Source organism: Streptomyces sp. NPDC090994, from assembly GCF_044768905.1.
Lineage (GTDB): Bacteria > Actinomycetota > Actinomycetes > Streptomycetales > Streptomycetaceae > Streptomyces.
Genome location: NZ_JBIVWS010000005.1, coordinates 118,195 through 139,490 on the forward strand (window position 1 = coordinate 118,195; position 21,296 = coordinate 139,490).

A 21,296-nucleotide genomic window follows, 5' to 3' on the forward strand; every position below is an offset into this window, starting at 1 on the left:
ATGCCGGTGTGCGGCTCAGGGGCGAGCACCGGCATCCTCCCCCCGCCTCCCGGCGCCCTCGCGGCCGAGGTGATCGTGTCCGGCCGCGGCCGGACATGCGGAAGCGGCCCCCGAAACAGCACCGGGAGCCGCTGGAAAAGGAAAAGGCGAACGGCTGGTCAGGAAACCTGTGCCAACCTCCGACCGCAGGTCAGCGGTACTCGTGCTTCTTGAGGAAGATGTTCGCCTGGGCGGCGTTGTCGCCCTCGTCCACGATGTGGACCTCCTTGTTCTCCTCCTCCTTGTTGTTCTTCGAGCAGTCGAGGTTGTTGTTGGCCGAGGACAGGATCGGGACCTTGATGACCTCGACGGTGTCGCAGCTCAGGATCTGCGCGTTGTTCTGGAACTTCACACTGTCGTCGTCGGCGGCGACGGCCGTGGAGGCAGCGCCACCGGCGACGGTCAGCGCGGTGAGGGTGCAGGCGAGCGCCTTCTTGAGAGCCATTGGGATCTCCTCCGTGTTGGGGGTGTTGGGGAGCCGCAGCAACGCGACTACTCCAAGAACGAAGTCCTGTCCGGGGGGGTTTTGCTCCGACAGAGTGAAGTGCGCCTCCGAAGACGGAGCATTACGGAGCCGGCCCGCTCTCCCGATCAGCGCACTTACCGTTCCGGTGAATCCGGTCGCCGGCTCAGCAATAAAGACGCGATATGCAACTGAACCGGCCGTCCGCCCCCTACTGTTTACGCCGTTCGCGGGGTGCCGTGCCGTAGCGCCCCCGCCCGACCGAGACAGGACAGATTGGTATGCCGAGCGCTCGTATTGCCGCCGTTTCGCTGTGTGCGGCGTCCATGGCTGCTCTACCTGGCGGAACCGTTCACGCCCACGAGGGAGCTCCGAGCTTCGAGAACAACATGCAGGTCCTTTCTTGTGTGAACATCGAAGTGCTCGACCTCCCGATCGCGTCTGTGTCGCAGACCAGCATCGACTGTTCCGATAATCGGGGAGAGCGAGAAACGACCACGTCTGCACTGCACCGGTAGCGACTTCACCCGGTGGGAGCAATACCCGCCGCACCGCGGGTTCGTTTCAATGACTGGTCGCGCTGGAAACACAGCCGAATATTGCTACTGAGCAAGGGCCGGTCCTCCGGGAATTCACCCGACCTCACCTGCGACACATTCCAACCCATAGGAGACTCCGAATGGCTCTCAAGAAGGCTCTCGCCTGCACCCTGACCGCGCTGGCCATGGCCGGTGGCGCTGCCTCCACGGCTGTCGCCGCCGACGACGACAGCGCGAAGTTCGGGAACGACACGCAGATCCTGAGCTGCGACACCATCGAGGTCATCAAGATCCCGATCCTGGCCTCGGCCAACAACAACCTCGACTGCTCGGACAACAACAAGGAAGAGGAGGAGACCAAGGTCCACATCGTGGACGACAGGGACAACGCCGCCCTGACCAACTTCCTCCTCAAGAAGCACGGCAAGTAACACCCCCACGAGCAGTGCCGGTCCACCGGCTTCCCGAGCGGTCCTGAGGTACCCACCGGTGCCGACAGGACAAGGCGGGCCGGCTGCTCACTGAGGACCGAGCGGCCCCGGGTTTCCACACCCGGGGCCGCTTCCGTGCGTCGCGGCACGGCCCGCGTCCCCGTGCGCCGGCCGTGCGAGGATGGCGAGAGGCGAGGAGGAAGGACCGAACGAGGTGCGTCTGCGCTGTGCCGTCCTGGACGATTTCCAGCGGGTGGCGACCGAGGTCGCCGACTGGTCGCCGGTCCACGACGACGTCGAGGTCGTCGTCTTCGACACCCACATCGACGGCGAGGACGCCCTCGCCGCGGCGCTCGCCGACATCGACGTCGTGGTCACCCTGCGCGAACGCGTGCCCTTCCCCGGCTCCCTGATCGCCCGTCTGCCCCGGCTGAAGCTGATCGTCGCCTCCGGGATGCGCAACAGCGTCATCGACTACGCCGCGGCCGAGGCGCACGGCGTCACCGTGTGCGGTACGGCCTCCTCGTCCACGCCGCCGGTCGAGCTGACCTGGGCCCTGCTGCTGGGTTTGGCCCGGGGCGTCGTCGAGGAGAGCGCGGGGCTGCGCGCGGGCGGCCCCTGGCAGGCGACCGTCGGCGCCGACCTGCACGGCCGCCGCCTCGGGCTGCTCGGCCTCGGGAAGATCGGCAGCCGGGTCGCCCGGGTCGGCCTCGCCTTCGGCATGCAGGTGAGCGCGTGGAGCCAGAACCTCACCCGGGACCGCGCCGACGAGGTGGGCGTCGACCTCGCCCCCTCCAAGGAAGCGCTGCTCGCGGAGAGCGACTTCGTCTCGGTCCACCTGGCGCTCGGCGACCGCACCCGGGGGCTGCTCGGCGCGGCCGAACTGGCGCTGCTGAAGCCGACCGCGTACCTGGTCAACACCTCGCGCGCGGCCATCGTCGACCAGGACGCCCTGCTCGCCGCCCTGCGCGAGGGCCGGATCGCGGGCGCGGGTGTCGACGTCTTCGACATCGAGCCGCTGCCCGCCGGCCACCCGATGCGCACCGCGCCGCGACTGCTGGCGACGCCCCACCTCGGCTATGTCACCCGCGCCAACTACGCCACCTACTACGGCCAGGCCGTCGAGGCCGTCCGGGCCTACCTCGACGGCTCCCCCGTACGCCGCCTGCCCTGACGTACGGCCTCCGCCCCCCCGGGGCCGTCAGGCGTACCGGTAGATCGCGCCGAGGTCCTCCAGCTCGTCCGGCGTCACGTCCCACGGCGGCAGTTTCTCGTGCCGGGCGACGACCCGGCCGTGCTGGTCGCTGTCCCGGCCGGGCGGCTTCGCGGGCTGGTAGCGGGCGCCGCGGTGGCGTCGCCGCCAGCGGTCCCACTGGAGGTCGAGGAAGGCGTGCACCAGCCAGAACACCGGGTCGTTGACGGAGGCGCCGCCGAGCATCGCCCCGCCGACCCAGCGGTGCACCCGGTTGTGATTGCGCCAGGAGACGCTGCCGCGGCCGGATCCCCAGCCTTCCAGCTTGTTGCGGAATCCCTTGCCCACCGTGGAGTTCCAGGGCGCGGTGTCGTAGACCGGGTCCTTCAGGGCCCACTCCAGGTCGCCGGCGGTCGGCAACTCGATCGGGGCGCGGCGGCGGCCGAGGTCCCGGGTGAGGAAGTCGGTGTCGGTGACGTTCTCCCGCAGCGTCCAGTTGCCCTCCGCGTGGGCGAACGGACCGGTGACGACCCGCTGGTCGGAGGCGCGGCCGGTGCCGCCGAGGAGGTCGGCGGTCCAGGGCGCGGAAGTGGCGGAGCGGTCCTTCGTCCAGTCCCAGTACGGCACCGACACCGACGCGTCCACCCGGCGCAGCGCCCGTTCCAGTTCCAGCACGAACTTGCGGTGCCAGGGCAGGAAGGAGGGGGCCATGTGGGCCGTACGCAGGCGGTTCTCTCCGTCGGAGACGTAGAAGTCGATGTGGAGGCGCACGAACTCGTCGTACTCCCCGCGGCGTTTCAGTTCCAGCAGCGCCTTGACGAACCGTTGCCGCTCCGAGCGGGTGAGGGTGCTGACGTCCTTACGCGTGTACGCCATGACCGCTCCCCGTGTGGTGGTGGCCCGGCTCCCGAAGGTGGCGGCCGGGGCCGAGTTCGTCGACCGCGGCGCGGGCCGCGTCCAGGGGGGTCGGGTACGAGCGGTAGTGGTCGACCATGGTGAGCCAGGTGCCGTCGGCGCGGCGCAGGAGGTGCAGGGGGCGGCCGTCCACGGTCACGTGCCACGTGTCCGCGCCGACGGCCGCGTGGTCTTCGGGGGCGGTCTCATGGCCACGAGAGTCGCGGTGGTCGCGGTGGTCGCGGAAGCCTTGGATACGGCGGCCCCGGTAGGTCTCGTCGAAGGCGGGGCCGTCGGTGCCGTGGGCCGGGCGGGTGGTTCCGGCTCGGGAGGGCGGCGACGGGGTGGGCGCGGACACGGCCGCCACCGCCGCGGGGGTGAGGGTCACGGCGAGTGCGGCCGGGGCGAGCAGCCGGCGGACGACGTTCCGGCGGGTGGCGGGGGTGGCGGCGTCCGGTGGGGCCGTCCCGGCGGTCGCTCTCCGCTCCGGGTCCCCCGGGGTTCCGTTCGGCGCTTCGGGTGCGGTGACGGCCATGGGTCGCTCCTCGTCCGGTCCGGTGATCCGTTCCGATAACCGGCCGAGGGGCCTGGTGGTCACCGCGGGGCGGGCGGGGCGGGTCCGGGGAGGGCGGCCGAAAGCCGTTGTGCCGGCCAGGAAGGGCCGGCACAACGGGCGGGACGCGGACGCGGGTCACGGCCTGGCGGCGGCACCCTCCGTCGCCGGGCGCGCGGCGCTCTGCTGCGCCTCGCCCGGGGCCTTCGGCGTGGCCTGGAGGCCGGCCAGGTCCGGGGCGGGCATCCGGCCGCCGGACAGCGTGGCGGTGAGGATGTTGACCACGCCGGTCACCACGTTGTCGGCGGCCGGGCGGACCTGCTCGCTGCCGGCCTTGGTGACCGCCTCGACCAGGGTGTCGACCCGCTTCTGCAGGTCCTTGAGGGCGTGGGTGGTGAGGTCGGCCTCCGGGGCCTGCGCGTCGGCGGCGGAACCGGCCGGCAGTGTCACCGGGTCGGCGGCGCTGTTCTGGGCGGTGCCGGCCGACGCGTTGGTGCCCGGCGTGCTGGTGCGGGTCGCCTCCGCCTGGGCGAGGGCTTCCCTGACCGCGTTGGCGTGCTGGTCCGCCTCGGCCTGGGTGAGCCGGCCGTCGTCGGCCTTGAGCACGGCGTTCAGCAGACCGGCGACGGGGCTGAGGGTGTCGCCCAGGAGGCCGATGTCGCCGGCCTGGGCGCGCAGGGTCTCCATGTTGGGCAGGGGCGCCCGAGGCGCCGACCGGGCGTGCTCCCGGGCCGACTCGCCTTCGGCGGCCATCGCCGCCGGGCCGGTGAGGCCCAGCAGGAAGGTGGCGCAGAGCGCGGAGGTGGCGATTCGTCGAGCGGGCAGACGCATGGGGGTTCCTTTCGGTGTGCGTCGGATGTTGTGCCCACCGTGGAATCGCCCATGGCGCGCTGCAACCGGGCACCTACTCCACGTGCCCGGCCGATCCCGGGAGGTGTCGCGTCGTCCCTGGTCGGCGCGCGTGTCGGGGGCCGTCACCGGGCCGGGTGACGCACCCCCCATTCGAGGCAGCGCCGCGTCGCACGCGGGACGACGGCGACGCGGCGAAGCGACAACTGCTCACGGCTCGCGAGAAACGCGAACCGGCCGCCCGTACGCGGAGGAGGAACCGCGTGCGGACGGCCGGGGCGGCGTCGGGGCCGGCGTCAGCCGTTCTTGCACTTGTTGCCGAACGACGGGCTCAGCACCCCGACGACGTCGATGGTGTTGCCGCAGATGTTGACCGGCGCGTAGATCGGGACCTGGACGACGTCGCCCGACGACCCGCCGTGGGAGTGCGAGGCGGTGCCGTGCGCGCCGGCGTCGGCGGCGGCGACACCGGTACCGCCCGCCACCGAGGCGGCGGCGACGGTGGTCAGGGCCAGGCCCTTCGCGATACGCGACATGGAGAGGCGCTCCTTGATGTGACACACGTGCGCCCGGGCGGGTGCCCGGTGCAGTGTCAACGCGCGGTCCCTGCCCGGGGTGTGCGGCCGATGGAGTGATCTCCCCCGACCACCCCCTTCATACCGTCCGACACCTATGACCGGTTTCATCGGATTCGTACGGATAACGACTAGAGTCCACGCCGTCCGACGCACCGGCGGCCGGACCCGGTCGGTGGTCAGCGGGTCTCCGGGCCCGCCGGCCGGCCTGACACGGCGTACGCCGAAGCGGGCGTCCAGACCGGCGCACCGAGGTGCGGCACGTTCGCGCCCGTCCCGAGCGCCACCCGTGAGCGAGGAAGCCGCGCATGCACCAGTCACCGACCGTCCCTCAGCCGCGGGTCCTCCACCTCGTCCAGCCCGTGGACGGCGGCGTCGCCCGCGCGCTGACCGACCTGACCCGCGCTCAGCTCGCCGCCGGCCTGGAGGTCGTGGCCGCCTGCCCGGACGGTCCGCTGGCGGCCGCCCTCGGGGCGCTCGGCGCGGACGTACGGCACTGGCCGGCGACGCGGGCGCCGGGTGCGTCGCTCGGGCCGGAGGTGCGGCGGGTGGCGCGGACGGTCGCCGAGGTGCGGCCGGACCTGGTGCACGCGCACAGCGCGAAGGCGGGGCTGGCCGGGCGGCTGGCCGTGCGGGGGCGGATCCCGACCGTGTTCCAGCCGCACGCCTGGTCGTTCGAGGCGGTCGGCGGCAGCGCGGCGGCCCTGGCCCGCGGCTGGGAGCGGTGGGGGGCGCGCTGGGCGGCACGGGTGGTGTGCGTGAGCGAGGCGGAGCGGCTGCGCGGGGTGCGGGCCGGGGTCCGGGCGCGCTGGGCGGTGATCCCCAACGGGGTCGACACCGACCGTTTCCGGCCCGCGCCCGCCGCCGCCGTACGGCCCCGGCTGCTGCCCGGCGTCGCCGCCGACGCGCCGCTGGTGGTGTGCGTGGGGCGGCTGTGCCGGCAGAAGGGGCAGGACGTGCTGCTGGCGGCGTGGCGGCGGGTGGTCGAACGGGTGCCCGGCGCCCGGCTCGTCCTGGTCGGCGACGGACCGGACCGGGCCCGGCTGGCCGCCTCGGCGCCCGCCTCCGTGCTGTTCGCGGGCGGCGTGCCGGACGCGGCGCCCTGGTACCGGGCCGCCGATCTGGTCGTCCTGCCGTCCCGCTGGGAGGGCATGGCGCTGGCGCCGCTGGAGGCGATGGCCTGTGCGCGGCCGGTGGTGGTGACGGACGTGGACGGCGCCCGGGAGGGGCTGCCGTCCGCGCTCGTACCGCACTGCCTGGTGCCGCCGGAGGACCCCGCCGCGCTGGCCGGCGCCGTGACCGCGCTGCTGCCGGACCCGGCGGTGCGCGCCCGGCTGGGCCTGCGGGGCCGCGCCCACGTGGTCTCCGCCCACGACGTCCGCCGTACGGCCGCGGCCCACACGGCGGTGTACCGGGCGCTGCTCGGCGGCTCACCGGCAGCCGTCCGGCCGGTCGCCGAGCCCACCGAGCACAGGGAGTCCGTCCACTCGTGACCGCGGAAAGCACCGTCCCCGTCCCCACCGGCGAGCCGCGGGACCTCGGCAGGTCCCCCGTCCCGGTTCTGCCGCCGCGCCCCGGCGCCCCGGGCCCCCGGCTGCCCGCCGGACGCCCGGTGGCCCGGCCCGGCCCGGCGCTGCCGCTGCTCCTCGCGGACGGCGCGGCGGCGCTGGTGGGCGCGCTCGCCCTCACCGGCGTCCCGGTGCGGGCGCCGCTCGCGGCCCTGCTGGTCGCCGCCGCCCTGCTGCTGCGTCCGCCGCCGCCCCGGCGGCTGCCGGGCGTCCTGGACGAACTGCCCGCCGTGTGCGCCCGGATCGCGACGGCCTGGCTGGCGTCGGCCGCGCTGATCGCGGCGTACGCGCCGGGGCACGCGCTGTCCGCCGGCGCCCTGCTGCTGGGCTGCGCGGCGCAGTCGGCGGCGAGCTGTGCGGGCCGGGGGCTGGTGCACCGGTGGCGGCGCCGCGCGCTGCGCCGGCGTCCGCACGCGGCGCTCGTCGTCGGGCCCGCCGCGACCGCCCGGCGGGTGGCCGCCGCCGTGCTGCGCGACGCGCGGTGCGGGGTGCGGCCGGTCGGCGTGGTGGCCGACGGCCCGGACGGCGGCGGCCCCGGGCTGCCCGTGCCGGCCACCGGCGAGGAGGCGCACGGGGCGGTGGGGCGCGGCGGCGTCCGGGACGTGCCGGACGGCGGCTCCGGGCTGCCCGTGCTGACCACCGGCGAGGAGGCGCACCGGGCGGTCGTGCAGAACGGCGTCCGGGACGTGCTGGTCGTCGACCCCGTCGCCCGGACCCGGCAGGACGCGCTGCTGCGGGCGCTGGCCGAGGCGGGGTGCGCGGTGTGGGAGGTCGACGGCGGCCGCCCGGCGGGCGCCGGCCGGGAGGAGATCGCCGGGTTCCCCTGCCGGCGGCTCCTGACCGGGCCGGCCCGGCCGGGGTTCGGCAAGCGGGCGCTGGACGTGGTGGTGTCCGGGGCGCTGCTGCTGCTGGCCGGCCCGGTGCTGCTGGCGTGCGCGGCGGCGCTGCGGGTCAGCGGCGGGCCGGGGGTGGTGTTCCGGCAGCAGCGGGTCGGGCAGGGCGGCCGGCCCTTCACACTGCTGAAGTTCCGCACCCACCGCCCGGTGGACGAGCACGAGTCGGCGACCCGGTGGAGCGTGGCCGACGAACGCCGGATGCCGTGGCTGTGCCGCTTCCTGCGGCGGACCTCGCTGGACGAACTGCTCCAGCTGTGGAACGTCTTCCGGGGCGACATGAGCCTGGTCGGCCCGCGTCCCGAACGGCCCTACTTCGTCGACCGGTTCAGCCAGACTTACCCGGGCTACGCCGCCCGCCACCGGATGCCGGCCGGGATCACCGGCCTCGCGCAGGTGCACGGGCTGCGCGGGGACACCTCCATCGAGGACCGGGCCCGCTACGACAACGCGTACATCGACACCTGGTCGCTGTGGCAGGACGTCTGCATCCTGCTGCGCACGGCCGTGGCGCTGCTGCGCCCCACGGGGAGCTGACCGACGTGAGCCTCGCCCTGCCCCGGACCGCGACGGCCCGCGTACGGCACCTGCCGCCGGCGACGGCCGTGGCCGCCGTGATCGCGCTGCTCGCCCTGCCCGTGGACGCGGGCGAGGGCGGCGCGCACCCGGCCGACGTCCTCTCCGCGCTGGTGGTGCTGTACTGCGCGGTCCGCCTGCTGCGGGAGCGGCGGCGCCCCCTGTCCCGTACGGCGGCCGTGGTGCTGGGGCTGCCGGTGCCGGCGCTGGCGCTCGCCGCGGTGTGCGCCGCCGGGGCGCCGGCGGGGCAGCTCGCGGGGCTCGGGCGCTGCCTCCAGGTCTTCGTGCTCGTGCCGGCCGCCGTGCTGCTGCTGGTCCGGGGCCGGGGCGACGTACGGCTGCTCGCCTGGACGGTGGTGGGGCTCGCGCTGTGGCAGGGGGCGGTCGGCACGCACCAGTACGTCACCGGGACCGGGGCCTCGTACCAGGGCGAACAGGTCCGGGCGGTGGGGACGTTCGGGGCGCAGGACGTGATGGGGATGGCGACCGTGGTGTCGCTGGGGCTGGTGTGCGCGACGGGGCTGGCGCTGGGCCGCAGCGGTCCGGTGCGGCACCGGGTGCTGGCGGCCGGGTGCGCGGTGGCGCTGCTGCTGCCGCTCGCGCTGTCCTTCAGCCGGGGGGCGTGGATCGCCACGGCGGTGACCTGCGCGGCGCAGGCGCTGCTGGCCGGGGCGCGGCGGGCGGTGGCGCTGGGCGCTGCCGTCGCCGCGGCGGGCGTGGTGCTGGTCGGCGGGTTCGGGGTCGGTACGGCGATGCTCCAGGAGCGGGTGGGAAGCATCACCCGGGTCGCCGACGCGCCCGACCAGTCGGTGACCGACCGGTACACCATGTGGGCGGCGGCCGTTGACATGTGGCGTGAGCGGCCGCTGACCGGCGTCGGCCTCAAGGGCTTCCCCGCCCACCGGGACACGCACGCCTCGCTGGCGCTGTCCTCGGGCAGCGAGACCGGCGGCGCGGGCGCCGCATACGTCCGGCAGCCGCTGCTGTCCCCGCACAACATGTACCTCCTCGTCCTCGCCGAACAGGGCCTCATCGGGCTGGTCGCGCTGGCCGGGAGCTGGCTGGCGCTCCTCGTCCTGGGCCTGCGCCGGCTGCGCGCGGTGCGGCGTGCCGGGCGGGCGGGGCGAGCGGGGCGAGCGGGACGGGCAGGGGGTGCGGGCCCGGCGGGGCTCGACTGCGGGCTGATCGGGTGCGGGCTGCTGGTGTGGCAGCTCACCGACTTCGTGTACGCCGACATCGGCGGCCCGTCGACGGTGCTGACGGCGGTGTGCCTCGGCCTCGCGGCCCACTGGGCGCTGGCCGCGCGCGCCGGGGAGGGGTCCGGGCGATGACGTCCACGCCGGTGCGGGACGGGGGGACGGTGGCGGGTACGGCGGCACCCGAGGCACCGCCAGGGACGGACGGCGCGACGGGGACCGGGCGGGGGTCGCGGGGGTTCCTCGCGCGGGCCGCCGCCGTGACCGCCGTGCTGTCGGTGGCCGGGTCGGTGCTCGGGCTGGCCCGGGACCAGGCGCTGGCCCGGCTGTTCGGGGCGGGCAGCGGGACCGACGCGTTCCTGGTGGCGTGGACCGTACCGGAGTTCGCGGCGACCCTGCTCATCGAGGACGGGCTCGCCTTCGCGCTGGTCCCGATGTTCAGCCTGGCCCTGGCCCGGCGCGCCCGGGGTGCCCCCGGCGACCCGGTCCGGGCGCTCGTCGCCGCGACCCTGCCCCGGCTGGCCCTGGCCTTCGCCGCGGCCGGCGCGCTGGTCGCCGTGGCCGCTCCCGCGCTGGTCCGGGTCCTGGCACCCGGCCTGACCGACCCCGCCCTGGCCGTCGACTGCACCCGCCTGACCGCGACCTGCGTCCTGAGCTTCGGCCTGGCCGGCTACTGCAGCGCGGCCCTGCGGGCGCACCGGCGGTTCCTGGTCCCGGCGGCGATCTACGTCGCCTACAACACCGGCATCATCGCCACGATGTTCCTGCTCGGCGGGGTCTGGGGGGTGCGCTCGGCGGCGGCCGGGGTGGCGGTGGGCGGCTGCCTGATGGTCGCGGCGCAGGTGCCCTCGCTGGTGCGGCGGCTGCGGGAGCGCGAGGGGGAGCCGCCCCGGCCGGCGTCCGGCGCCGCCGACGGCGTACGGCCGCTGGTCACGGCGCTGTTCGCCACCGTCCTGCTGTTCGCGCTGTGCCGGCAGTCGCAGGTGCTCATCGAACGGTTCCTCGCCTCCGGGCTGCCCGCCGGGGCGATCTCGCACCTGAACTACGCGCAGAAGGTGGCGCAGATCCCGATGACCCTGTCGCTGATGCTGTGCACGGTCACCTTCCCGGTGGTGGCGCGGGCGCTGGCCGACGGCGACGTCGTACGGGCCCGGGACCGGGTGGAACGGGACGTGGCCGTGGCCGCCGCGCTGGTGCTGCTCGGCGCGGCGACGGTGGTGGCCTGCGCCCCGCAGATCGTGCAGCTGCTGTTCCAGCGCGGCGCGTTCACCGCCGGGGACACGGCGGCGACCGCGGGCGTGATGCGGGTGTACGCCCTCGGGCTGCTCGGCCAGACCGTGGTGGGCGCGCTGGCCCGCTCCTACTTCGGGGCCGGCCGCGCCAGCTGGTACCCGCTGGGCGCGATGGCCGTGGGCGTCACCGCCACCGCCGTCATCGGCGCGGCCGGCGTCGCCGCCTGGGGCGTACGCGGCATCGCCGCCGCCAACGCCGCCGGGATCACCGTGACCGCCGCCCTGCTGCTCGCCGGAACGGGCCCGCGCGGCGTCCCCGTCCGCGTCCGGCGGGTCCTGGCCGACCTGGCCCGTCCGGCGCTGGCGGCCGGGGCGGCGACCGTCGCGGGCCTGTCCGCCGCGGCCCGCTGCGACCGTCCCGCGCCCGCCCTCGCCGCCGGCGCGCTGGCCGTCGCCGGCACGTACCTGCTGCTCGGCCGGGCCCTGGGCGTCCAGGGCGTCGCCCCCGCCACCGCCACCGTCCGTTCCGTCTCCCGCTCCCTCCTCCGAAGGCTCCGTCATGGCTGCTTCCGCTTCCGTAGGTTCCGTAGGCTCCGTAGGTTCCGTTGACGTCCCCGCCCGCGCGGGTGCCCGGACCGGTCCCGTGCCGTGGGTGGCGATGTACCACTCGGTCGGCGACCCCTCGGACGACCCGTACCGCATCACGGTCACGCCCGCCCGGCTGGACGCCCAGCTCGGCTGGCTGCGGCGGCGCGGGCTGCGCGGCGTGTCCGTGGCCGACCTGCTGGCCGCGCGGGCGCGCGGCGCGGCCCGCGGCCTGATCGCGCTGACCTTCGACGACGGGTACGCCGACTTCACCGAGCACGCCCTGCCGTGCCTGCGCCGCTGGGGCTGCGGCGCCACCCTGTTCGTCCTGCCGGGACGGCTCGGCGGCGACAACGCCTGGGACCCGCTCGGCCCCCGCAAGCCGCTGCTGGACGCCGACGGCATCCGCCGCGCCGCCGCCGAGGGCGTGGAGATCGGCTCGCACGGCCTCACCCACGTCGACCTCACCACGGCCGACGACGCCACGCTGGCGGCCGAGACCGCCGGCAGCAGGGCCCGGCTCACGGAGCTGACCGGCACGGTGGTGACCGGCTTCTGCTACCCGTACGGCACCGTCGACGCCCGTGCCGTCGAGGCCGTCCGCGCCGCCGGGTACGGCTACGCCTGCGCCATCGACCCCGGCCCGCTGACCGGCCCGTACGCCCTGCCCCGGGTGCACGTCGGGCAGCGCGACACGGCCGTACGGATGCTGCTGAAGACCCGGCTGCACCGGTTGCGGCGGCGCCCCGTGGCGGGGGTCTGACATGTCCGGCATCAAGGTGCTGCACATCATCACCGGCCTCGGCGTGGGCGGCGCCGAACAGCAGCTGCGGCTGCTGCTGCGTCACCTCCCGCTGCGCTGCGACGTCGTGACCCTCACCGACCCGGGCCCGGTCGCCCACGGGCTGACGGCCGACGGCGTGCGCGTCGTCCACCTCGGCATGACCGGCAACCGCGACCTGAGCGCGCTGCCCCGGCTGACCCGCCTGATCCGCGCCGGCGGCTACGACCTGGTCCACACCCACCTGTACCGCGCCTGCCTCTACGGCCGGCTGGCCGCGCGCCTGGCCGGCGTCCGGGCCGTCGTGGCCACCGAGCACTCCCTCGGGGACACCCTGATGGAGGGCCGCCGGCTCACCCCCGGGGTGCGCGCCCTGTACCTGGCCGGTGAACGCCTCGGCAGCACCACGGTCGCCGTGTCCGACACCGTCGCCGGCCGGCTGCGCCGCTGGGGCGTGCCCCCGTCCCGCATCGAGGTCGTGCCCAACGGCGTCGACCTGGAACGCTTCCGCTTCGACCCCGTCGCCCGGCACCGCACCCGCCGCCGCCTCGGCCTGCCGGACGGCGCCTACGTCGTCGGCGGCATCGGCCGGCTGACGCCGGGCAAGCGGTTCGACGTACTGGTGCGGGCGCTGGCCCTGCTCCCGGAGGACTGCTGGCTGCTGCTGGTCGGCGGCGGCCCCGAGGAGCACGTGCTGCGCCGCGTCGCCCACGAGGCGGGCGTCACCGACCGCGTCCTGCTGACCGGCGAACGCCCCGGCGTCCCCGACGGCTCCCCCGGCCCCGACCTGCCCGCGCTGACCTCCGCGATGGACGTGCTGGCCTCGCCGTCCCCGGAGGAGGCGTTCGGCCTCGCGGTCGTGGAGGGCCTGGCGTCGGGGCTGCCGGTGCGGTACGCCTCCTGCCCCGCGCTGGAGGACCTGCCCCCGCACACCGCCCCCGGGGCCCACCGGGTGCCGGGCGGCGTCGCGGAGTTCGCCGCCGCCCTCGCCGGGGCCCGCGCGGCCGGCCCCGGCCCCCGCACCGCCCCGGACGCCGCCCGGCACTACTGCGTCGGCCGCAGCGCCGCCCGGCTGATGGACGTGTACGCCGGGGTGCTCACGCACCCGTTGTCCCCGGTACCCGAGGGAGTCACCGCCGTATGACCGAAACCGTGCCCGAGACCGAAGCCCACACCAAAACCAAAAGCGAGACCGAGACCGAAGCCCACACCACGAAGAGGACCAGGACCACGAACAGACCCCCTCTCCTCACCCGCGCCCGCGCCCTGCCCCCCTGGTCCCTCCTCGCCGCCGGTGTCCTCCTCGGAGGGCTGGCGGGCGGCGGATACGGGCTGGCGCGGACGCCGCAGTACACGGCGACCAGTTACGTCGTCGCCGTCCCCGCCGAGGGGGCGGACCCGGCGGCGGCGCTGGGCTTCGCGCAGGCGTACGGCCGGGTCGCCACGCAGCTCGCGGTGCTCGGGGACGCGCAGGTGTGGGCGGGCGTGCCGGTGGCGACGCTCGAGAACGGTGTGCGGACGGCCACCTCGCCGGACGCCCCGATGGTCTCCGTCAGCGCCACCGCCGACCGCCCCGGCCGGGCCGTCGACATGGCCGACGCCGTCGCCCGCGCCCTGACCCGGCACGCGGGCACCGCCGCGGACGCCACCCACGTGACCCTCCGCCAGCTGGCCCGGGCCACCGCGCCCACCGCGCCCTCCACCGCGTCCCCCGCCCTGACCGGCCTGGTCGGCGCGAGCGCGGGCGGGCTGCTGGGCGGGCTGGCGCTGCTGGTCCGGCCCCGCCGGGAAGCGGCGGGGCCGGAACCGGCCGCCCCGGTGCCCAGCCCCGCTCCCGCCGCCGACGTCCGCACCCCGCTGTGACGTACACGACCGAGCTGGTCACCGACGAGCGGGACTTCGCCGCCCTGGCCGCCGACTGGACGCGGCTGTACCGGCGGTGTGCGGCGGCGACCCCGTTCCAGAGCCACGCCTGGCTGCACTCCTGGTGGCTGTCGTACGGCCGGCCCGGCCGGCTGCGGCTGGTGCTGGCCCGCGACGGCCGGGACCTGGTCGGCGCCGCACCGCTGATGCGGGTACGGGGTCCGGTCCCGGCGCTGGTGCCGCTGGGCGGGGCGATCTCGGACTACGGCGACGTCCTCCTGGACGACCGGCACGGCCCCTGGGCGGCGTCCGCGCTGGCCGAGGGGCTGTCCGCGGCGGCGGGCACCGCGCTGGTCGACCTGCGCGAGGTGCGGCCCGGCGGCGCCGCCGAACGGGTCTACGAGCGCTGGCGCGGCCCCCGCCGCCGCGTCGACGACTCGCTCTGTCTGGAACTGCCCGCCCTGCCGCTGGCCGCACTGACCGCCCGGCTGCCCTCGGCCAAGGCCCAGCAGCGGGTCCGCGCCAAGCTGCGCAGGCTCGACGCGCTCGGCGTCAAGAGCCGGACCGTGCTCCCCGAGGAGGCGGAGGCCGCCCTGCGCCGGCTGCTGGAGCTGCACCGGTTGCAGTGGCAGGGCCGGCAGGTGACGGGCGAGCACCTGCGGGCCCGGTTCCGGGACCATCTGGTGCGGTCGGTGGGGCCGATGGTGCGGGCCGGGGACGCGGTGGTCACCGAGTTCCGGCTCGACGACGAGGTGGTGGCCGTCGACGTCACCCTGCTGGGTCGGCGGCTGACGGGCGGTTACCTGTACGGCGCCCACCCCCGGCTGCGGGAGCGGAAGGCGGACGTGGCGGTGATGCTGCTGGACGCGTGCACCGGCCATCTGCCGCCCGGGCCGGAGGGCGCGCTGAGCCTGCTGCGCGGCAACGAGCCGTACAAGCACCACTGGCGTCCGCGGCCGGTGGTCAACCAGCGGCTGCTGCTGGCCCGGTGGCACACCGCCCCGCTGCTGGCGGCGACGCTGGGCGACGTCGCCGCGCGGCGGCGGGGCAGGGAGCTGCGGCGGCGCTGGAAGGAGCGCGACGGTGGCGGCGGGACCTGACCGGGCCCGCCGCCGGCTCGGGGCGCTACCGGGAGCGCGCGGACCAGTCCAGGCGCATGCAGAGCCTGCCGCCGAGCCAGTACTCGACCCAGTCGCCGAGGTCCAGCGGCGCACAGTCGTCCGAGGGCCGCGGGGTGGGCCGAGGAGTGGGCTCGGGAGTGGGTACGGGGGCGGTCGGGTCCGGCGTCGGGACCGGTGTGGGGTCCGGTGTGGGGTCCGGTGTCGGCCCGGTGTCCGGGCCGTCGCCGCGGCCGAAGAGCACGGACCGGTAGACCGCGGCCGACCGGGGGTTGTCGTCGCAGGTCCACACGCCGTGCGGGCAGTAGTCGGTGAGCGTGCTGTAGAGCGGCTCGTGCTCGTCCATCCAGGCGAGCATGCCCTTCATGTACGCGGCGTTGTCACCGTTGCGGAACAGCCCCCACTCGGGGTACGAGACCGGCTTGCCATGCGCCTTCGCGAAGTCCACGTGCGCCTGGAGGCCGTAGGGCTCCCGCACCTGTTCCTCGAAGGGCATGCCGCGCGGCTGGTCGTAGGCGTCCATGCCGATGACGTCGACGGTCCCGTCCCCCGGGTAGCACTCCGTCCACGGCACGGCGTCCCGGCCCCGGCTCGGGGTGAAGTCGAAGCGGAACTCCTGCCCCGGCACCGCGCGCATGGCGGCGACGATCCGGTTCCAGTACGCCTTCCATGCCTCGGGGTCCGGGCCGCAGCGGTGGGTGTACGTGGTGCCGTTCATCTCCCAGCCGAGCACCAGGACGGTGTCCGGCACGCCCAGCCGCACCAGCCGTTCGGCCAGCGCCCGGAAGTGGTGGTCGAACCGGCCGGCCGCGCCCTGCCGCAGCAGGTCCCGCACCTCGTCGTCGTCGAGGCCCTCCTCGTTGCGCTCCAGCATCGGCACGTTGAGGACGAGCATCCGGTCGTCCCGCTCGGCCCGCCAGCGCGCCCAGACGTCGAGGAAGCCGGGGGCGCCCTCGATGTTGCTCCAGCGGTCCCCGGGCAGGTAGGTGTGACCGACGCGCAGGTCGGCCCCGCCCAGCCACTGGCTCAGCTCCGCCATCCGGGTCACGCCGCGGGGACCGTAGTCGAGGTAGGCGCCGAAGGCGAAGCCGGGCACCGCCTCCTCGGACGACTCCCCGGACGGCTCACCGGACGCCTCCCCGGACGGCTTCCCGGACGCAGGTGCCGTGGGCGTCGGTACGGGGACGGTGGCGGGGGCCGGGGCGGAGACGGGATCGGGCGGGTCGCCGACGGCGGCTCCCGGGCCCGCGGCCAGCACGACCGATGCCATGACGGCCGCCGCGACACACGCCTGCCGCCGCCCGGACCGGACCCTCGACTGCTGTCGGGCCATGCCGGCTCCCTTCTCCGCGGTTGTGTTCGTCCACTGACACTCAGTCACATGAGAAGGACCCTCGCCACCGCCGGTACGGCTTCCGGGTGTTTCTCCGATCCGAAGGAAACAAGTCCGTGTCGATGCTCGACATCCGCGTCCCCGCCGTTCTGCTGCGGACCGACCGGAACCCCTTCCACCACGGAACGCTCGGTGCCGTGCGCTCGCTCGGCCGGGCGGGCGTCGAGGTGCACGTCGTCGCCGACTGCGCGGACAGCCCCGTCCGGGCGTCCCGGTACCTGGGCGGGGTGCACGCCCCGCCGCCGCCCGGCGCGTCCCCGGCCGACCTCGCGGCGGCGCTGGGGCGGGTGGCCGTCCGCCTCGCGCGTCCCGCCGTACTGATCCCGATGGACGACGCGGGCGCCGTCGCGGTGGGCCGGCTGCGCGAGGAGCTGGCGCCCGCCTTCCTGCTGCCCGAGCCGCGCGGGGCGGTGGCCGAACGGGTGGCGGACAAGGCGGAACTGGCCGAGGTGTGCGCGGCGTTGGGTGTGCCGCATCCGCGCACGCTGGTCGCGGACGGGCCGGACGACGCCGTCCGGGCGGCCGGGCGGCTGGGGCTGCCGGTGGTGGCGAAGTGGAGCCGGCCCTGGCTGCTGCCGCCCGGCAGCGGGCTGCGCAGCACGGTGCTGGTGCGTTCGGCCCGGCAGGCGCGGGAGCTGGCGCTGCGGGCCGAGGAGGCGGGCAGCCGGCTGCTGTTCCAGGCGTTCCTGCCGCCGGGCCGGGACCGGGACTGGTTCTGCCACGGGTACGCCGACCGGTCCGGGGTGCTGCGCGCGGGCGGCACCGGACGCAAGACGCGGTCCCGGCCGCGCGGCGCGGGGCTCACGGCGGCGGGCCGCTGGACACCGAATCCGCGGGTACGGGCGCTGGCGGAGCGGCTGGTCGGGGAGCTGGGCTACCGCGGCATCCTCGACCTGGACTTCCGGCGCTGCGGCGCGACGGGCGCCTACCACCTGCTCGACTTCAACCCGCGCCCGGGCGCCCAGTTCCGGCTGTTCGCCGACACCGCCGGCCTGGACGTCGTACGCGCCCTGCACCTGGATCTGACGCACCGGCCGCTGCCGGAGGGGGCGCCGGTGCCGGGGCGGGCGTTCGTGGTGGAGAACTACGCGCCGCTGACCGCGCTGTGGCCGGTGCGCGGCGGGCGGGAACTGGCCTGGCACGCGCGCGACGACCGGGGGCCGGGGCGGGCGCTGTGGGGGCTGTGGGGCCGGCATGTGGCGGACCGGCTGGGCCGGCGGCTGCGCCGCACGGACGGGGGCCCGCGGGACGCCGGGCCCGCGCGGGTGGCGCGGGTGCCGGCGCAGGCGGCACCGGCCGATCCGACGGGCCTGGCCGACGACGAACGGGCGGGCAGCCGCTGAGGGGGACGGACGGGAGGGGGAACGGACGCGAGGCGGAACAGGCGCGAGGGAACATGCGTCGGGTGCCGGACGGCGACGTCCGGCACCCGGGGTGAGGTGTCGCTACGGGCGGGACGCGGCCCGGGACCGGCGGTACAGGAGGGCGCCGCCGGCGATCAGCGCGACGGAACCGGCCGCGGCGCCCAGGGCGGTCGTGGCGTCGCCACCGGTCTCCGCCAGGACGGGAGCCGGTTCGGCGGGCGGGGCCGCCTCCTCGTGACCGCCCTGCGGCTCGGGCTGCTCGACGGCCGGGGTGTCGGCCGGCGGGGTGTGGTGCTCCACCGGCGGGGTCGTGGTCGACGGGGTGTCGTCGTCGCCGTAGCCCGGGTGGTGGCCGCCCTTCTCGGACTCCTCCTCCACGCAGATGTTGACGGAGGCGTAGTTGTCGACGCCGGCCAGGTTGTCCGTGGCGCCGCAGATGTCCAGCGGCAGGTCGGACGGTGCCTGCTCGTCCTCGTCGCCGTAGCCGTAGCCCTTGGCCTCCGCGGCGTCCGTGCCGTGGGAGCAGGCCTCGCCGAACGCCCGGTTCAGGGCGGCGACGCCGCCGACGGTCTCGTCGCACACGCGCGCCGGCGCGTCGGACGGGGCCTGCGCGTCCACCGCGGGCCCGTCCGTCCACGATTCGGCGAGGGCGGGGCTGCCGCACAGGGACAGCACACTCGTCGCGGCGGCTGCCACGACCATTCCCCTACTCAAGGTCTGTCGCACTCTCGTTGTCTTCCTGCTGGGAGGAGTGGGAGAAGCCGCCCCCGGACCGACGGGTCGGCCGGGGCCGGCGATGACGCAGCCGGACGGCTGGTACGGGCGGACGCGCTCCGGCGCCCCGGGGCGGGGCGGTCGTGCGTCCGGACCGGGCGTGCGCGCCGTTCGGCCGGTCGGCGGACGGCCGGCCCGTGCGGGGCCGGACGACCCGTGGGGAAGCAGTGGGCCGCCCGGCCGGGCGGGGCGGCTCAGTCCTCGGCGTCCGCCGGCGGGACCGGAGCGTCCTGGACGGCGGGCGCGTGGGGAGCGGCGGCCACCGGCGTGCCGGTGGCCGGAGCGACTGCCGCCGCAGCGACTGCCGCCGGGGCGAGCACTGCCTTCTTGAGCACTTCGCGTTCCTTTCCTCACGGCGACCGCGTGCCAGAGGCGCAGCGGCGCGTGTCCTACGGCCTCATCAACCGGGTGGCGGACAAATGGTTTCGGAGGTTCACCCGGTCGGCCCGCACGGCGGCCGGTCAGCGGCCCTGGGCGTACAGCGCCTCGATCTCGTCGGCGTACGCCGTCACCGCCGCGTGCCGCTTCACCTTCAGGGAGGGGGTGAGCAGCCCGTTCTCCTCGGTGAACTCGCCCTCGACCAGCCGGAAGGCGCGGATGGACTCGGCGCGGGAGACGGCCTGGTTGGCCCAGTCCACGGCCCGCTGGACGTCGGCGCGCAGCCGCTCGTCGCGGACCAGCTCGGACAGCGGGGTGCCGGCGGGCATCCCGCGTACGGCGAGCCAGTGGGCGACGGCGTCGGGGTCCAGGGTGACCAGGGCGGCGACGTAGGGCCGGTTGTCGCCGACGACCAGGCACTGGCCGACCGGGGGACGGCTGCGCAGGCGGTCCTCCAGGACGGCCGGGGAGACGTTCTTGCCGCCGGAGGTGACCAGCAGGTCCTTCTTGCGGCCGGTGATGGTGAGGTAGCCGTCGGCGTCCAGGGTGCCGAGGTCTCCGGTGGCGAACCAGCCGTCGGTGCGGGCCTTCGCGGTGGCCGCCGGGTCGCCCCGGTACTCGGCGAAGACGATGTCGCCCCTGATCCGCACCTCGCCGTCGTCGGCGACGCGGACCGAGGTGCCGGGGACCGGCCTGCCCACCGTGCCGGGGCGGGGTTCCAGGGGCGGGACGACGGTGGCGGCGGCGGTGGTCTCGGTCAGGCCGTAGCCCTCGTAGATCATGATGCCGGCGGCGTAGAAGAAGAGGTTGAGGTCGCGGTCGAGCGGGGAGCCGCCGCTGATGGCGTAGCGGGTGCGGCCGCCCAGTTCCTTGCGGACCCGGCGGTAGACCAGCAGGTCGTACAGGGCCCAGGCGGCCCACAGGCCGGGGCCGGGGCCCTTGCCCCGGCCGAGGAACCGGTCCAGGTGGGCCGCGCCGAAGCGGACGGCGACGCGGTGGGCGCGGTCGAAGGAGGCGCCGCGGCCGAGTTTCTCGGCGGTGGCGCGGCCGGTGTCGTGGATCTTCTCGAACAGGTACGGGACGCCGACCAGGAAGGTCGGGCGGAAGGACTTGAGGGCGGGGCGGAGTTCGGCCGGCTTGATGCTCGGGAAGTGGCCGATCTCGATGCGGGCCAGCAGGCAGGCGATCTGGATGGTGCGGCCCAGGATGTGGGCGAGGGGGAGGAAGAGCAGGGTGGAGGCCGTCCGGCCGGTGGCCGCCTTGAAGATCGGGTGGAGCAGTTCGACCGTGTTGGCGGCCTCGGCGTGCAGGTTGGCGTGGGTGAGGACGCAGCCCTTGGGGCGGCCGGTGGTGCCGGAGGTGTAGCAGAGGGTCGCCACCGCGTCGGGGGTCAGGGCGGTGCGGCGCTCGGTGACCTCCTCGTCGGGGACGGACGCGCCGAGGGCGGTGAGGTCGGGGAGGGCGCCGGCGTCCAGTTCCCATACGCGCGGGGGCGCGGGGTGGCCGGCGGTGGCGGTGCGGACCGTGGCGGTGTGCTCGGCGGTCTCGGTGACGACGTGCCGGGCGCCGGAGTCGCGGACGATCCACTCGACCTGGTCGGCGGAGGAGGTGGGGTAGACGGGGACGGTCTGGCCGCCGGCCGCCCAGACCGCGAAGTCCAGCACCGTCCACTCGTAGCGGGTGCGGGCCATCACGGCGACCCGGCCGCCGGGTTCCAGGCCGCCCGCGATCAGGCCCTTGGCCACGGCGGTCACCTCGCCGGCGAAGGCCGCCGCGGTCACCGGGAGCCACTCCCCGTCCACCTGGCGGCGCAGGACGACCGCGTCGGGGGCCTCGGCGGCGTTGGTGAACGGGATGTCGGCGGTGGAGCCGGTGGCCGGGGGTGTCACCAGGGGCGCGGTGCGGACCTCGCGCACCGTGCCGGAGCCGTCCCTGACCAGCTCGGGCCGGGCGCGGGCGGCCAGGTCGGTGCGGCGCGCGGCCCGTTTCAGATCCTTGCGTACGCCCATGACGGCTCCTGCTCGTGGCGGTCGCTTACTT

General features: G+C 75.8%; 20 protein-coding genes. 11 read left to right on the top strand and 9 right to left on the bottom strand.

The window, feature by feature from the left end; translation table 11 throughout:
- Positions 1-190 precede the first annotated feature (190 nt).
- Entirely contained in the window at positions 191-484 is a 294-nt protein-coding gene (locus ACIQR3_RS13370; RefSeq protein WP_403537958.1) for a hypothetical protein, read from the bottom strand.
- A gap of 697 nt (positions 485-1,181) precedes the next feature.
- On the opposite strand from ACIQR3_RS13370, the gene ACIQR3_RS13375 reads away from it, so the two are divergent.
- Complete coding sequence (locus tag ACIQR3_RS13375) at positions 1,182-1,472, top strand: hypothetical protein (protein WP_403537960.1); 291 nt, start codon at positions 1,182-1,184, stop codon at positions 1,470-1,472.
- Positions 1,473-1,686: 214 nt separating this feature from the next.
- Positions 1,687-2,646, top strand: coding sequence for a D-2-hydroxyacid dehydrogenase family protein (locus ACIQR3_RS13380; protein WP_403537961.1), 960 nt, complete (start codon positions 1,687-1,689; stop codon positions 2,644-2,646).
- 27 nt (positions 2,647-2,673) lie between these two features.
- On the opposite strand, the gene ACIQR3_RS13385 is transcribed toward ACIQR3_RS13380, so the two are convergent.
- From ACIQR3_RS13385 to ACIQR3_RS13400, 4 genes are all read right to left on the bottom strand, one after another.
- The gene (locus ACIQR3_RS13385) at positions 2,674-3,540 is read right to left on the bottom strand and encodes a tyrosinase family protein (protein WP_403537963.1); all 867 of its coding nucleotides are present in this window, start codon (positions 3,538-3,540) and stop codon (positions 2,674-2,676) included.
- Positions 3,524-4,093 carry a tyrosinase family oxidase copper chaperone gene (locus ACIQR3_RS13390; RefSeq protein WP_403537964.1) on the bottom strand — a complete coding sequence of 190 codons (570 nt, stop codon included), beginning with the start codon at positions 4,091-4,093 and terminating at the stop codon, positions 3,524-3,526. Before ACIQR3_RS13390 ends, ACIQR3_RS13385 begins: the two co-directional genes overlap by 17 nt.
- Before the next feature lie 156 nt (positions 4,094-4,249).
- On the bottom strand, positions 4,250-4,942 hold the full coding sequence (locus ACIQR3_RS13395) for a hypothetical protein (protein WP_403537966.1): 693 nt from the start codon (positions 4,940-4,942) through the stop codon (positions 4,250-4,252).
- 314 nt (positions 4,943-5,256) lie between these two features.
- Entirely contained in the window at positions 5,257-5,496 is a 240-nt protein-coding gene (locus tag ACIQR3_RS13400) for a chaplin (RefSeq protein ID WP_403537967.1), read from the bottom strand.
- Positions 5,497-5,843: 347 nt separating this feature from the next.
- Between ACIQR3_RS13400 and ACIQR3_RS13405 the strand changes: the two genes are divergently transcribed.
- From ACIQR3_RS13405 to ACIQR3_RS13440, 8 genes are read left to right on the top strand one after another with little or no spacing between them, the layout of a single operon-like run.
- Positions 5,844-7,028, top strand: coding sequence for a glycosyltransferase (locus ACIQR3_RS13405; protein ID WP_403537969.1), 1,185 nt, complete (start codon positions 5,844-5,846; stop codon positions 7,026-7,028).
- Positions 7,025-8,533, top strand: a complete 1,509-nt coding sequence (locus tag ACIQR3_RS13410; RefSeq protein WP_403537971.1) for a sugar transferase — start codon at positions 7,025-7,027, stop codon at positions 8,531-8,533. Before ACIQR3_RS13405 ends, ACIQR3_RS13410 begins: the two co-directional genes overlap by 4 nt.
- Positions 8,534-8,538: 5 nt before the next feature.
- Positions 8,539-9,903, top strand: coding sequence for an O-antigen ligase family protein (locus ACIQR3_RS13415; RefSeq protein ID WP_403537972.1), 1,365 nt, complete (start codon positions 8,539-8,541; stop codon positions 9,901-9,903).
- On the top strand, positions 9,900-11,609 hold the full coding sequence (locus ACIQR3_RS13420; protein WP_403537973.1) for a lipid II flippase MurJ: 1,710 nt from the start codon (positions 9,900-9,902) through the stop codon (positions 11,607-11,609). Before ACIQR3_RS13415 ends, ACIQR3_RS13420 begins: the two co-directional genes overlap by 4 nt.
- A 49-nt stretch (positions 11,610-11,658) precedes the next feature.
- The gene (locus ACIQR3_RS13425) at positions 11,659-12,348 is read left to right on the top strand and encodes a polysaccharide deacetylase family protein (RefSeq protein ID WP_403538435.1); all 690 of its coding nucleotides are present in this window, start codon (positions 11,659-11,661) and stop codon (positions 12,346-12,348) included.
- Positions 12,349-12,358: 10 nt separating this feature from the next.
- Positions 12,359-13,510 carry a glycosyltransferase gene (locus tag ACIQR3_RS13430; RefSeq protein WP_403538437.1) on the top strand — a complete coding sequence of 384 codons (1,152 nt, stop codon included), beginning with the start codon at positions 12,359-12,361 and terminating at the stop codon, positions 13,508-13,510.
- Positions 13,507-14,229, top strand: a complete 723-nt coding sequence (locus tag ACIQR3_RS13435; protein WP_403537975.1) for a lipopolysaccharide biosynthesis protein — start codon at positions 13,507-13,509, stop codon at positions 14,227-14,229. The genes ACIQR3_RS13430 and ACIQR3_RS13435 overlap by 4 nt, the downstream gene beginning before the upstream one ends.
- Positions 14,226-15,329 carry a GNAT family N-acetyltransferase gene (locus ACIQR3_RS13440; protein WP_403537976.1) on the top strand — a complete coding sequence of 368 codons (1,104 nt, stop codon included), beginning with the start codon at positions 14,226-14,228 and terminating at the stop codon, positions 15,327-15,329. Before ACIQR3_RS13435 ends, ACIQR3_RS13440 begins: the two co-directional genes overlap by 4 nt.
- A 25-nt stretch (positions 15,330-15,354) precedes the next feature.
- On the opposite strand, the gene ACIQR3_RS13445 is transcribed toward ACIQR3_RS13440, so the two are convergent.
- Entirely contained in the window at positions 15,355-16,680 is a 1,326-nt protein-coding gene (locus tag ACIQR3_RS13445; RefSeq protein ID WP_403537977.1) for a glycoside hydrolase family 26 protein, read from the bottom strand.
- A gap of 116 nt (positions 16,681-16,796) precedes the next feature.
- On the opposite strand from ACIQR3_RS13445, the gene ACIQR3_RS13450 reads away from it, so the two are divergent.
- A complete protein-coding gene (locus ACIQR3_RS13450) occupies positions 16,797-18,083 on the top strand; it encodes an ATP-grasp domain-containing protein (protein WP_403537979.1) in 1,287 nt (428 codons plus the stop codon).
- Between the two features lie 102 nt (positions 18,084-18,185).
- Here the strand turns inward: ACIQR3_RS13450 and ACIQR3_RS13455 are convergent, their stop codons facing one another.
- The 3 genes from ACIQR3_RS13455 to ACIQR3_RS13465 all read right to left on the bottom strand — a co-directional run bounded on the left by ACIQR3_RS13455 (position 18,186) and on the right by ACIQR3_RS13465 (position 21,265).
- A complete protein-coding gene (locus tag ACIQR3_RS13455; protein ID WP_403537980.1) occupies positions 18,186-18,806 on the bottom strand; it encodes an LPXTG cell wall anchor domain-containing protein in 621 nt (206 codons plus the stop codon).
- Between the two features lie 266 nt (positions 18,807-19,072).
- Positions 19,073-19,213 carry a hypothetical protein gene (locus ACIQR3_RS13460; protein ID WP_403537982.1) on the bottom strand — a complete coding sequence of 47 codons (141 nt, stop codon included), beginning with the start codon at positions 19,211-19,213 and terminating at the stop codon, positions 19,073-19,075.
- Positions 19,214-19,339: 126 nt separating this feature from the next.
- A complete protein-coding gene (locus ACIQR3_RS13465; protein WP_403537984.1) occupies positions 19,340-21,265 on the bottom strand; it encodes an AMP-dependent synthetase/ligase in 1,926 nt (641 codons plus the stop codon).
- Positions 21,266-21,296: the final 31 nt, after the last annotated feature.

Excerpts from the sequence above, each read along its gene's own strand:
- ACIQR3_RS13385 (WP_403537963.1), bottom strand. The coding sequence starts at position 3,540 with ATGGCGTACACGCGTAAGGACGTCAGCACCCTCACCCGCTCGGAGCGG.
- ACIQR3_RS13370 (WP_403537958.1), bottom strand. The coding sequence starts at position 484 with ATGGCTCTCAAGAAGGCGCTCGCCTGCACCCTCACCGCGCTGACCGTC.
- ACIQR3_RS13425 (WP_403538435.1), top strand. The coding sequence starts at position 11,659 with ATGTACCACTCGGTCGGCGACCCCTCGGACGACCCGTACCGCATCACG.
- ACIQR3_RS13395 (WP_403537966.1), bottom strand. The coding sequence starts at position 4,942 with ATGCGTCTGCCCGCTCGACGAATCGCCACCTCCGCGCTCTGCGCCACC.
- ACIQR3_RS13420 (WP_403537973.1), top strand. The coding sequence starts at position 9,900 with ATGACGTCCACGCCGGTGCGGGACGGGGGGACGGTGGCGGGTACGGCG.
- ACIQR3_RS13435 (WP_403537975.1), top strand. The coding sequence starts at position 13,507 with ATGACCGAAACCGTGCCCGAGACCGAAGCCCACACCAAAACCAAAAGC.
- ACIQR3_RS13390 (WP_403537964.1), bottom strand. The coding sequence starts at position 4,093 with ATGGCCGTCACCGCACCCGAAGCGCCGAACGGAACCCCGGGGGACCCG.
- ACIQR3_RS13400 (WP_403537967.1), bottom strand. The coding sequence starts at position 5,496 with ATGTCGCGTATCGCGAAGGGCCTGGCCCTGACCACCGTCGCCGCCGCC.
- ACIQR3_RS13445 (WP_403537977.1), bottom strand. The coding sequence starts at position 16,680 with ATGGCCCGACAGCAGTCGAGGGTCCGGTCCGGGCGGCGGCAGGCGTGT.
- ACIQR3_RS13465 (WP_403537984.1), bottom strand. The coding sequence starts at position 21,265 with ATGGGCGTACGCAAGGATCTGAAACGGGCCGCGCGCCGCACCGACCTG.
- ACIQR3_RS13405 (WP_403537969.1), top strand. The coding sequence starts at position 5,844 with ATGCACCAGTCACCGACCGTCCCTCAGCCGCGGGTCCTCCACCTCGTC.
- ACIQR3_RS13375 (WP_403537960.1), top strand. The coding sequence starts at position 1,182 with ATGGCTCTCAAGAAGGCTCTCGCCTGCACCCTGACCGCGCTGGCCATG.
- ACIQR3_RS13455 (WP_403537980.1), bottom strand. The coding sequence starts at position 18,806 with ATGGTCGTGGCAGCCGCCGCGACGAGTGTGCTGTCCCTGTGCGGCAGC.